Origin of the sequence: Nannocystis sp., assembly GCF_016714285.1 — a bacterium.
Classification (GTDB): Bacteria; Myxococcota_A; Polyangia; order Nannocystales; family Nannocystaceae; genus Nannocystis.
Genome location: NZ_JADJNN010000010.1, coordinates 193045 through 204446 on the forward strand (window position 1 = coordinate 193045; position 11402 = coordinate 204446).

General features: G+C 72.1%; 9 protein-coding genes and 1 pseudogene. 4 read left to right on the forward strand and 6 right to left on the reverse strand.

What is annotated here, in order from left to right:
* Positions 1 to 2: 2 nt before the first annotated feature.
* The 5 genes and pseudogenes from IPJ59_RS19020 to IPJ59_RS19040 form a co-directional block, all read right to left on the reverse strand.
* The gene (locus tag IPJ59_RS19020) at positions 3 to 596 is read right to left on the reverse strand and encodes a hypothetical protein (RefSeq protein WP_293253136.1); all 594 of its coding nucleotides are present in this window, start codon (positions 594 to 596) and stop codon (positions 3 to 5) included.
* A gap of 31 nt (positions 597 to 627) precedes the next feature.
* On the reverse strand, positions 628 to 1755 hold the full coding sequence (locus tag IPJ59_RS19025) for a transposase (RefSeq protein WP_293272797.1): 1128 nt from the start codon (positions 1753 to 1755) through the stop codon (positions 628 to 630).
* 164 nt (positions 1756 to 1919) lie between these two features.
* Positions 1920 to 2075 carry a hypothetical protein gene (locus IPJ59_RS19030; protein WP_293272798.1) on the reverse strand — a complete coding sequence of 52 codons (156 nt, stop codon included), beginning with the start codon at positions 2073 to 2075 and terminating at the stop codon, positions 1920 to 1922.
* 44 nt (positions 2076 to 2119) lie between these two features.
* Positions 2120 to 2803: pseudogene (locus IPJ59_RS37945) on the reverse strand (SDR family NAD(P)-dependent oxidoreductase); the annotation flags it as partial.
* A 69-nt stretch (positions 2804 to 2872) separates the two neighbouring features.
* Positions 2873 to 3019, reverse strand: coding sequence for a hypothetical protein (locus tag IPJ59_RS19040; RefSeq protein ID WP_293253145.1), 147 nt, complete (start codon positions 3017 to 3019; stop codon positions 2873 to 2875).
* A 99-nt stretch (positions 3020 to 3118) separates the two neighbouring features.
* Here IPJ59_RS19040 and IPJ59_RS19045 point away from each other — a divergent pair, with 99 nt between their 5' ends.
* A complete protein-coding gene (locus IPJ59_RS19045) occupies positions 3119 to 4360 on the forward strand; it encodes a serine hydrolase domain-containing protein (RefSeq protein ID WP_293272800.1) in 1242 nt (413 codons plus the stop codon).
* A 226-nt stretch (positions 4361 to 4586) separates the two neighbouring features.
* On the opposite strand, the gene IPJ59_RS19050 is transcribed toward IPJ59_RS19045, so the two are convergent.
* The gene (locus IPJ59_RS19050) at positions 4587 to 5936 is read right to left on the reverse strand and encodes a DUF4114 domain-containing protein (protein ID WP_293253151.1); all 1350 of its coding nucleotides are present in this window, start codon (positions 5934 to 5936) and stop codon (positions 4587 to 4589) included.
* A 114-nt stretch (positions 5937 to 6050) separates the two neighbouring features.
* Here IPJ59_RS19050 and IPJ59_RS19055 point away from each other — a divergent pair, with 114 nt between their 5' ends.
* From IPJ59_RS19055 to IPJ59_RS19065, 3 genes are read left to right on the forward strand one after another with little or no spacing between them, the layout of a single operon-like run.
* Positions 6051 to 6425 (forward strand): DUF962 domain-containing protein, encoded by a 375-nt coding sequence (locus IPJ59_RS19055; protein ID WP_293253154.1) that lies wholly within the window; start codon positions 6051 to 6053, stop codon positions 6423 to 6425.
* Between the two features lie 41 nt (positions 6426 to 6466).
* A complete protein-coding gene (locus IPJ59_RS19060) occupies positions 6467 to 8860 on the forward strand; it encodes a S46 family peptidase (protein ID WP_293272801.1) in 2394 nt (797 codons plus the stop codon).
* The gene (locus IPJ59_RS19065) at positions 8857 to 11211 is read left to right on the forward strand and encodes a hypothetical protein (protein ID WP_293272802.1); all 2355 of its coding nucleotides are present in this window, start codon (positions 8857 to 8859) and stop codon (positions 11209 to 11211) included. The genes IPJ59_RS19060 and IPJ59_RS19065 overlap by 4 nt, the downstream gene beginning before the upstream one ends.
* Positions 11212 to 11402: the final 191 nt, after the last annotated feature.

An 11402-nucleotide genomic window follows, 5' to 3' on the forward strand; every position in this document is an offset into this window, starting at 1 on the left:
CGCTACTGCGCGTCGTCCACGGGCGATGGCGGCGTCGGCTCGGCGGTCGCCTTGATCTCGGCGGGCACCTTGGTCCCGGCGGTCGCCGTCGTCTCGACCGACGCGGGTTGCGGCTTGTCCTTCGCGGGGCGCAGCGGCTTCAGCTCGCCGGGATTGTCGTCGTCGTCGTCCGCCTTCGACCCAGCCGGGGCGGTCGCTGGGCGTCCGTCCTTGATACGGGCCTCGACGCGGCTGATCTCCAGGCGCAGCTCCTTGAGCTCACGGCGCGTCGCCACCGCGGCGTCGTCTGCAGGTGCACGTATCTCGACGGCGAGCTCTGCCGCGAGCCGGCCGAGCGACAGATAGAGCGCGAGCAACCACACGAAGGGCAGCACCGCCGCCACGATCACCACGGTGCGCCCGCTGCCGACCGTCGACGCGGCGGGTGCCATCCTCACTGGCGTGTCCGCGGCGTCGCCGACCGCGGCGGAGAGCCGCGCGAACCCGGCCGCGAGATCGTCGCTGACGACGACGGTCTCCGTCGCCGGGTGCATGAGGACGTACTGGCCAGACTCCGAGCGGTGGACCTGAAACATGGCGTCGGCGGCAAGGTACACCAATCCGAGGTCTCGGCGGTCCGAGTTCGCATCACGTGCCGCGCGCGGGTGGGTCGGAGGCGTCCTCGACGGCGAACGCCGCGAGGGCGACATCGCAGCGAGCGCAACGGGGCGATCGGGCTCGGGCGAGTCGCCTTGGTTCGGCGCAGGGCATCGCCGGAAGCTCGAGCTGGTGCCCGTGGCAGAGCTGCCAGAGATGAGCCGCGCGCGGCGCGAGGACCCCGTATGTGCGCACCGATACCGCGGGTTCGGCAGGGGTGGCAGCGACGAGTCGGGCGACGAGCTCGTGGGCGCCGAGCTCGGGGTGCGTCGCTATGTGTGGGCCGGACGTGGCCATGGCGAGGCGCGCCGAGGCAGTGCGAGTGACATAGTCGCAAAGCCGCCGCAGGGCGGCGCGGTCGCTGGCTGCCACAGGGAGGCCGGCGAAGACCTTGAGACCGCCGAGGTCGAAGGTGTTGCCGGAGCGGCGCTGCGATGCCCGATTGATCTTGCGGCGCGGGCGCGCGGCCTGCTGTAACGTGGCGAGCGCGGGGTCCTTGATATCGCTGGCCGGGAGACGGGCGAGGGCCGCGTTTACCTCCTGGGCGACGATGGCGAGGTCCTCGGGTCCGGGCGCCTGGGCTGCGAAGTTTGAGCCGTCGGGGGAGCGGTGAAATACGCCGTCGACGACCAGGGCATGGATGTGAAGATTGAGGTTGAGGGCCGCGCCGCTGCGGTGGATCGCGGCGACCGCCCCACAGCCCGCCGACCGATCGCCGCCCTGGGCGCGCAGGCGGGCGAAGACGGCGTGCATGAAGGCCTTGACGATCGCGGCCTCGCTCCGGGCGTCGCCCGCGAAGTCGAAGCGCTGCGGCGACGGCAGCGATAGTACCCAGTGGCGCACCGGTACCTGCGGGATCTGCCGCAGCAGGCTCGCGCTCGCCGGGGCGCCGGCACTGCACGTCGCGCACCGGGGGCCGCAGCGCCAGCGCGTCACGGTCCGCGTGCTGCATACCGGGCACGCCCAGTGGATCACCGCCTGGCAGGGGAGGCGGGCTCCGAGCACCCGCGCCAGACGCGAAGCGACCGCTGGAGCGGCCGCCAGCGACGGGGCCTCCCTGGTGAGTTCGGCGGCGCCACGTACGACGAGATCGGCGAAGTCGAGTTGCGCGGAGGACATTGCACGGGGACTCGGCCACAGTCACTCGCGCGTTGCAGTCCGACGAGCAGGAGGCCAAGGGGGGGGTTGTGCCTGGGGTGGCGTTCGGGGCGGCGGTCGTCCGCGGGCCCCTGCGTGTCGTCGGTCCATATCGGTCGAGGCCGCTCCGCTGCGCCGTCGATGCATCACGGCCAGTCGGGGATCGCCACGAGCTCGCAGGCGAGGCGCCAGAACCGGGCCGCGAGAGCCGGGTCGAGCGAATCGTCGCTCGAGCGCAGCTCGGCGCGGTCGGTGTAGTACTTGCCGCCAACCCCTCCATCGCAGGGTCGACGGCCATCCACGCGAGCGCGCCGGCGGCCTGGTCGAGTGAGCGCGCGAAGGGCATGTGGGCCAGCACGTGGCGCATGAACCAGCGCATCGGGCCGCGCACGCTCTCGGCTGCGGTGACCGGCACGAAGCCGGGGCACACCGCGTTGGCGGTGATGGGGCGCGGCGCCAGGCGCCGCTGGAGTTCGTAGGTCCACCACAGCAGCGCGAGCTTGCTGTTCTTGTAGGCGCGGTCGGGGTTGTAGCCGCGCAGCAGCTGGGGGTCGTCGAAGTCGAAGTTCACCGGCTCGCCGCGCGTGCCTGGCATGTGCAACATTGAGGACACGCAGACCACCCGGGCCGCGGTGGAGCGCGCGAGCGCCGGCAGTAGCTCACGGGTGAGGAGGAAGGGGGCGAGCGTGTTGGTCTGGAGGGTCTCCTCGAAGCCGTCGCCGGTCACGCGGCGCTCGCGGCTCTGCTGCATGATCCCGGCGTTGTGCAGGAGCACGTCGACGACCAGGCCCTCGTGCAGCACCTCGCCGGCGAAGGCGCGCACGGAGGCGAGCGCGGCGAGGTCGAGGATCCGCAGCTCGACGCGGCCGCCGGGCACGGCGTGGTGGATCTGCTGGACGGCCTGCTCGCCGCGCTTGTGGTCCCGCGCGGTGAGCAGGACCCGGTGCCCGGCCCGCGCCAGCTTCTCGGCGGCGGCGAGGCCGAGGCCGCGGCCTCCGCCGGTCACGATGATCGTCCGTGGCTCTGACATTGCGGCGACGCTACCACGCGGCCGGACGACCCGCTGCGTCGCCACCCCCGGTCGACGATTCCTTTGGGTTCATGCTTGGACGTCCGCGGCGCAGCGCTGCTCCTTCTTGTCGATCAACCTCTTGCGGCCGCGCTGATGCATGTGGGGGAAGACGCCGCAGAGGTCCGTCTCCTCGGTGTCCAGCCGCATCGTCGTCGTGTCCGACTGCCCGAGCACCTCCGGGTCGGCGAGGTTGTAGTGGTCTTGCCGTAGCCCAGGTCCGCCGCCGGGTCGACGACGAGACCGGTCGGCGCCGCCACGCCCTCCGTCGTGTCCATGGCGGTGCCCGTCGGGCCTTGGCGAAGCGTGGTGAGCGTGGGCATCATCATGGCCATGGGGCGCCCTCTTCACCCGGCATTCGGCTCATGCGTGCTCGCTGTCCTCGCCGCGTGTGGTGGCGACAGGGAGGGCGCGGGCCCGGTCACCGCTGCGAACGCCACGAGCGAGGACAGCACGGCGACCGACGCATCGACGCCCGCCGAGGACGCGTTCGCCGCCGAGCTCGCCAGGTTGGTCGCACCCAACGTCGATCCGGCAGGTGTGCCGGGCAAAGCGGTCGGTATGGTCGCGGCGGTGGTGGGGCCCGGCCTGCGGATCGTTGCAGGGTTTGGCGCGACCTCGATCGGCGGTCCTGCGCCGCGCCCCGATACGATCTTCGAGCTTGGCTCGCTCACCAAGGCGGTCACCGGCGTGCTGCTAGCCCGCGCGCTCGATCGCGGCACCGTCGCGCTCGCCGATCCGATCGACGAGGTATTCCCGCTCGGTGCGCCGCACTTCGCCGGCCAGGCGATCGCGCTGCTCGACCTGGCCACCCACACATCGGGGCTGCCGGGCATGCCCAACAACACGCATTCGCCAGATCCTCGCAATCCCGCGGCGGGATACACGGACGACGACCTCGCGGCGTTCATGTCGACCCATACGTTGACGAGCGCCCCAGGCGCGCGGATGGTCTACTCCAACCTGGGCGCCGGAACCCTCGGCTATTACCTGGTCGAGGACGCCGGCGAGGCGAGCTACGAGGCGCTGGTCCTGCGCGACCTGGCCACTCCGCTTGAGCTGTCCGACACGCGAATCGTCGTCCCAGCCGGCAGCCAGGAGCGCCTCGCCCAGGGGTACTGGCAGGCGGCTGCGGCCCCAGCCAATCAGATCGGTGAGCCCCTGGCCGGCGCTGGCGCGCTGCGCTCGACCGGCGCCGACATGCTCCGCTTTGTCGAGGCGGCGCTTGGGACCGGCGATCCGGCGGTGGTCGCCGCGTGGGCCCGGGCGCTCGAACCGCAGCGACCGAGCCCCGTCGGGCAAGGCGGGCAGATCGGCCTGTTGATCGGACGCGAGACGATCGACGGCCAATATCGATACTTCAAGGACGGCCAAACAGCAGGCTTCACGGCATTCCTGCTGTTCTCGACGTCACCGCCCGCCGCGGTGGTCCTGCTGGCGAACACCAGTGACATGGCCGAGACCGGCGCCCTGAAGACCCTCGCCCACCAGATCCTTGACGCGATCCCACCCGCGTGAGCCGCGTGGGGCGGCGTGAGCCGCGTGGGGCGGCGGGAGAAGCCGTCGTCGCTGCCGTCGTCGAGGTCGGCCATGAGCCTGGCGCCGGTGACGGGGCTTGACCGGGGTGGCCTCGACGGAGATGCGCAGGTTGAGCACCGGCTGCTGCGGGAGGACGATCGGTGGCATGACGACCGGCCGACGGCGTCGACGGGGTTGCGGCGCGGTGGCGGTGGCGGCCCGGTCGTCAGATCGTGGATCTGCGGCGGCGCAGGGCGAGGCCGGTGAGCAGGAGCAGCGCGGCGGCGGCGTCGGGCCGGGAGTCCTGACGGCAGCCGCAGCCGCTGCCGTCCTCGCCGGCGCCGGCGCTGTCGCTGCCGCTGCCGCTGTCGGTAGCCGAAGCTGTGGCGCTCGCGGAGCCCTCGGTGGGCGCGGAGCCGCCGGTGAGCGAGTCACCGCCAGTGAGCGAGTCGCTGGCCCCGGTGCCGCCACCGCTGACGCCCGTGCCGCTGTCGCTCACGCTGACGTTGGAGTCGGACTGCGAGGCGCCGCTATCCGTGGCCGACGCGGAGCCGCTGGTGGTCTGCGGGCTCGAGTCGCTGCCGCCCGTCGTGAGCGTGTCAACACCGGTGCTCACGGGGCCCGAGTCGGTGCCGCCGCCGGAGCCCGTGTCCACGCCCATACTGGTGCCGCCGGTGGCGTCGCCGCCGGTGCCGCCCGTGCTCGAGCTGGTGCTCTCGCCGGTGTCGATCGCGTCACACGCGTCGCCGAGGCCGTCCTTGTCGGTGTCGAGCTGGTCGGGGTTGTCGTCGTCGGGGCAGTTGTCGCAGGCGTCGCCGAGCAGGTCCTTGTCGGTGTCGAGCTGGTCCTTGTTCGGCACACCCTTGCAGTTGTCCAGCGTGACCAGCCCTTCGATGTCGCAGTAGCCGTCCCCGTCGGGGTCCTGGGCGTCGATGAAGGGCATGCAGGGCATGCCGTTGCACGAGACGCCGGCGACGCTGGTGGTCAGGTCATCGAAGTCGTTGTCGCCACCCTGGATCAGATCCTCCCACGCAAAATAGTAGGTGCGTGGGAAGTTGATGCTGTCGTAGACGATGAGGTGGATGAACGGGTTCATGTTCTGCGCATCCGGGTTGTGCTTCGGTTCGCTGTGGAACACGTAGAGCACGCTGCCGGGGTTGTTGATGTCGGCGCAGTTGCCCACGGCCTCGAAGAAGCCGACCTCGCCGCCCTTGTACGCCGGGTCGGTGACGATCGAGACCTTCTTGACCGTGTTGACGCCGTCGTTGCAGCTGAGGATCTGATGTAGATCGGCGAGGGTCGGCTTGACCTTGTCGACGTTGTACCAGCCGAAGGAGTTCTTGTAGCCGGCGTTGCGCTGCAGCACCTTGAACTGGACCTCGCAGGCCGGCAGGAAGGTCTCGGGCGTGGTCTTCGCGTCGTTGAGCGCGTTGAGCGGTTCGGTGAGCGTGTTGAAGAGATTCTGCAAGCTCTGCCCGACCGGGATCACCTGGTTGTTCGGCTGCTTGAGCGCCGCGGCGCTGCCGCTCCAACCAAGCGCAACAACAAGTCCCGCGACGACACTCCACCCACCCATGTTCCACGCCATGCACCACCGTCGCACGGCCTGGTGGCCGACGCAACCGTCGATGCAGCTCGTGCTCGTGACAGGACGCGGCGCGATCGGTTACAACGCTCACGGACCTCCTGCATGGCCAGCACCTCGTCGACCGCCCCTCCGCACATCGCCGCGCTCTCGGACTTCTGGACCCGCGAGTTTGCCTTCTATCTTCATGAGCACAGAAACCCGCTGAACCGGCTCACGCATATGTTCGGCGTGCCGCTGCTCATCGTGACTGCGGTGCTCGGCCTGTGGTGGCAGGACTGGGCGCTGCTCGTCGGCGGACAGGTGGTCGGCTGGGCGATCCAGATCGCCGGCCACAAGATCGAGGGCAACCGTCCAGCGCTGCTCAAGCGGCCGATCTCCTTCTTGATGGGGCCGTTGATGGTCCTGGTCGAGTTCGCCGAGTATCTCGGCCTGCACTTCAGCTTCGCCCGCCGGGCACGCGAGGCCGTTGGCTTGTGAGCCCATTCAGGGGGCGGTGAAAGTGGTGTAAGGTGGCGACGATGCCGCGCTTCGCCCTGCTCTCTCGCACCCTCGTCCTCGCCGGCACCGCAGTCGTGGTGGTCCCGGCCGGGTCGGTTCGCGCCGATGAGGGCCAGTGGATGCCCTCGCAGATCGCCGAGCTCGATCAGGTGCGGCTGCGCGAGCTCGGCCTGGAGCTCGCGCCGGAGCAGCTGTGGAGCGAGGGCGGCGGCCTGATGCGCGCGGCGGTGAACCTCAGCGGTTGCTCGGCCGCCTTCATCTCCGCCGACGGCCTCATCGCCACCAACCATCACTGCGCCTATGGGGCGATCCAGGCCAACAGCAGCGTCGAGCACGACTATCTCAAGGACGGCTTCGTCGCCCGCAGCCGCGAGCAGGAGCTGCCGGGCAAGGACCTCAGCGTGCGGGTGCTCGAGGGGATCGATGACGTCACGGCGAGGGTCCAGGCCGCCGCCGACGCGGCCCCGGACGACCGCGCGCGAGCCCAGGCGATCGACCGCACGCGCAAGCAGATCGTCGACGAGTGCGAGAAGGCCGGGCCGCAGCTGCGCTGCGAGGTCGCCACCTTCTACAGCGGCAGCCAGTACCAGCGCTTCACCTACCGCGAGTTCCGCGATGTCCGCCTCGTCTACGCGCCGCCGGCCGCGATCGGCGAGTTCGGCGGCGAGGTCGACAACTGGATGTGGCCGCGGCACACCGGCGACTTCTCGCTGCTGCGCGCCTACGCGGGCGCCGACAATCAGCCGGCGGAGCAAGGCGCGAGCAACGTGCCCTACCGGCCGGTGCAGTGGTTGCGGCCGGCGCACACCGGCGTGAAGCCTGGCGACTTCGTCGCCGTGCTCGGCTACCCGGGCAGCACCCAGCGCTATCTGCCGGTCGTGGAGACCGAGCGCTACATCGACCAGGTGTTCCCCGCCCGCATCGACCTGTACGGCGAGTGGATAGCGATCTTCGAGGCGCTCGGCGGGCGCGACCCGGCGCTCGGGATCAAGGTCGCGGCCAGCAAGAAGAGCCTGGCCAACCGCCACAAGAACGCCGAGGGCATGATCGCGGGGCTGCGGGCCATGAAGCTGGTCGAGCGTCGCAAGCTCGAGGAGGCCGCGCTCGAGCAGTGGGCTGCGCGCCCCGAGAACGCCGGCTTCGCTGATGTGTTGCCGGAGATCCGGGCGATCAGTCAGGAGCGGCGCGACGGCTTCGCCGCCGAGTTCCTGCTCGACAGCCTCGGCAACGCCGGCAATCTCCTTGGCGTGGCGATCGACGTCGTCCGCCGCGCGCGTGAGGCCAAGAAGCCGGACCTCGAGCGCGTCAGCGGCTTCATGGACCGCGACGCCAAGCGCCTGCGCGACCGCGTGGAGCGGCGCCTGCGAGACTTCGACCCCGAGGTCGACGCCCAGCTGCTCGCGGCGCTGCTGGTGCGCGCCGCGGCCGTGCCGGAGGCCGCCCGCATCGCCGCCCTCGCGCCCTTGCTGGCCGATGCCAGCGGTCCGCTCACGCAGCGCGACGCCTTCGTGCCGGGCCTGCGGCGAAGGATCTCCGGCTCGCGGCTCGCCGACCGCGAGGTCGCGCTCGCCCTGCTCGCCGCGGACGAGGAGACCCTCGCGCGCAGCAACGACCCGATCGTGGTCCTCGCGCGCGCGCTCGTGCTCGAGATCGAGGCCTACGAGGCGCGCGGCGAGGCTCGCGTTGGCCGCGGCGCGCGGGTCGGACCACGCTACTTCACCATGCTGCGCACGGTCAGGCAGGGTCCGGTCTACCCCGACGCCAACGGCACGTTGCGCTTCTCCTACGCCACGATCGGCGGCTACAGCCCGCGCGAGGCGCTGGTCGCCGCGCCGCAGACCACGCTCACCGGGCAGCTGGCCAAGCTCACTGGCAGCTCGCCCTTCACCTTGCCCGAGCGGGTGCTCGCGCAGGCCGGCAGCGCCGCGCAGAGCTACTGGTCCGACCCCGCGCTCGGCGACCTGCCGATCAACTTCCTGGCCAACGGGGACACCACCGGCGGAAACTCGGGCAGCCCGGTGATCAATGGCCGCGGCGAGCTGGTCGGCCTCAACTTCGATCGCGTGTGGGAGAACATCGCCGGCGACTTCGGCTACAACCCCGCCCGCTCGCGCAACGTCATCGTCGACCTCCGTTACATGCTGTGGCTGCTCGACCGCGTCGAGGACGCTGGCCCCTTGCTCGCCGAGCTCGGCGTCGCTGGTTTGCGTGACGCCGGGCCGCGGCCGCAGCAAGCTGCTCCCGACGCCGCGGGCGTGCCCGTTGCTCCCGCTGCTCCCGCCGGGGGCAGGCCGGCCGCCGAAGATTGCCGCGAGCGCCGGGCCTGCGGCTGCAGCGGCGGCGAGGCGGCCAGCGGCGGCGCGTTGGCCCTGTTGGCCCTGCTGCTCCGGCGCAAACGGAGGTCCGCCGCATGAGCACGCGGGGGGCCGTCGAGACCTACCTGCACTGGCTGCAGTGGCGGCTGGGGCACACGCTGGTCGACGACCTCATGACCCCGGACCAGGCCGTCGCGTGGCACGAGCTGTGTCGCGAGCTGCGCCTCGGGACCGAGCCGCTCGCCGAGGACATCGACGAGGCCGAGCTGGCTGGCGCGGGTGCCCGGCTTGAGACCTGGCTCGAAGGACAGGTCCCTGGGGACAGCCGCGGACTGTGGGTGGTGGGCCCGGCGCGCACCGGCGTGTGCACCTTGTTGCACGACCTCGTGCTCGGCCTGTGCGGCTCGGCGCGTCCGCCCGATCGGCCGCAGATCCCGATCCCCCTGCTGGTCTGCGGCAACGCCACGCGCGCCTCGATCTGCATGCTCGGCCTCACCGGACCGTGGCACGGCCTGTCGGTGGCTGAGGCGATCGAGCGCTGGTGGTCGGCGGTGGAGCTCGACCTCCGGCGCCACATCGACCGCAGCTGGCGCGCGGCGCCGCTGCGCGCGGGCCCCTGTGATCCGCTGGTGATCCTCGGCGGCGTCGACGAGCTGCGCGAGCTCGCCGCCCAACAGACCGTGCTCGCGTGGGCCCGCGAGCTCGCCACGGCCGGCGTCCGCGTCATCGTCAGCAGCCGCGACGACGACCTCCCCGAGCAGGCCGCCCTCTGCGAGCAGGGGCTGCCCATAGCGAGCTCCACGGGAGATCCCGATCGTACTGGCGACCGAGTCGGCGATCGCGTCGATCGCGTCGGCGATGGCGACAGATCTGCTGAGCCGAGGTCGACCCCGTTCGTCGGCGGCTTGCTGCGCCGCCTCCACGTCCTGCCGCTCACCCGCCCGCCGATCGACCGCTTCCTCGCGTGCTGGGGCCGCATCGACGGCGCCTGGGGCCGCGCCACACCCGAGCGCCTCAAGGCCGCGATGCTCGCCCGGCCCGCGCTCGCCGCCCTCACGCGCAGGCCCGCAGACCTCGCTGTGCTGGCCGTCCTGTCCGCCGGCACGGCCGAGCTCCCGGGCACCCTCGCCGAGCTCCACCACGCGATGCTCGGCAGCCTCGACCTCGGTCACCCCGCGCACCGCCAGCTGCTCGCGCGCGTCGTCGCCGACCCCGACAGCGCCCTCGACATGCCGACTCGTCGGGCCTGGCTCGCCGCGCTGGTCGCCGTCGCGGTCGCCTGCGACCACGTCGACCTCGGCGAGGCGCTCGGCCGCGACGTCCGGCTCGGCCCGACCGGCAGCGGCCTCCTGCTGGCGGCCACGCGCGCGTGGGCCGAGGGCGGCTGTCCTCTGCGACCTGTCCTCGCGGACAGCCCGGTCAGGGTCCCGCGCTCGCGCTGCGTCGACGGCCACGACGACGAGATGGCGCGCCTGGTCTGGCTCGGCCACCACGCCGGCTGGTGGGGCCCCGAGGCGATCTTCGTGCTGCGCCGGGCCGTGCCCGCGCGCGAGCGCCTGGTCGAGATGCGGCCGGCGGCCCTGCGTCCGCGCCCGCTGCTGCTCGCGCTCGCGGCCCTCGACGCGGCCTGGGGCCCCTGCGTCGCGCCGCTGCTGCGCGCCCTCCCGCTCGGCCTGCTGCTCGCCGAGGGCGGCACCCTCGGGCCCGTCACCGCGACGGCGCTCTATGCCGACAGCTCACCGACCGAGCTCCGCCCCGTCCGCGAGCTGTTCCATCGCTTCCTCGAGCTCGAGCTCGGCCTCGTCAGCCTCGCCGCCGACGACACCACCCTGCAGGCGATCGTGATGGAGATGGCCGCCGCTCGCGACCTCGACCTCGACAGCGCCCTCGACCTCGTGCTCGCGCAGGAGGGCGTCGGCCCGCGTCACCCGCGGAGCCACGGCACGCGCGACGAGCCCGGCGAACGCGGGGCCTACCTCGACCTCGCGCTCAACCTCGCGGCCCGCCTGACGCCCTGCGGCGCACCGGCGCTGATCGCCGACCTCGAACGCGCCCGCCGGACCGCGATCCACTACAGCGACTGCTTCACCGGGGCCCTGCGCGCCCGCCTCGAGCAGCTCGCCGGCTTCCTCATCGTCCTCCTCATCTACGCGATCGACCGCCGCCTGCTGCAGCCCGCGCGCAGCACCCTGCGCCGGGCCGAGGTCGCGGCGCTGCAACAGCAGCTCGGCGCGCCCGAGCGGGTCGCCGCCGGCTTCCCCGGCGAGCGCCGGGCCGAGGTCGCCGACGACTGGCGCTGGGTGATGCGCCAGCCCTGGGCGCCGCATCGCATCGCCGGTCACCTGCTCGCGCGCATGCCCGAGACCCTCGAGCTCGACCCCGAGGCCGTGCTCCCGCGCTGTCACGCCTGGCTGCGTGCCTGGCTCGCCGAGGCCGAGCGCGCGGCATGACGCGGTGAAACACCGCGAGCGTCCGGAGGTCCGCGAACCCTACTGGTCCCCACGGAACGTAGATCCCTCGCGCGGATCCGCGACCCGCGATCGCTGTCACGATCGCGCTCGCAAGCGATCGCTGTATATGCGTCGTTCTCGGCTCGCGAGCGCGCCCGCACCCGTCTGCGCCCGCTCGCGCGAACCGTTGC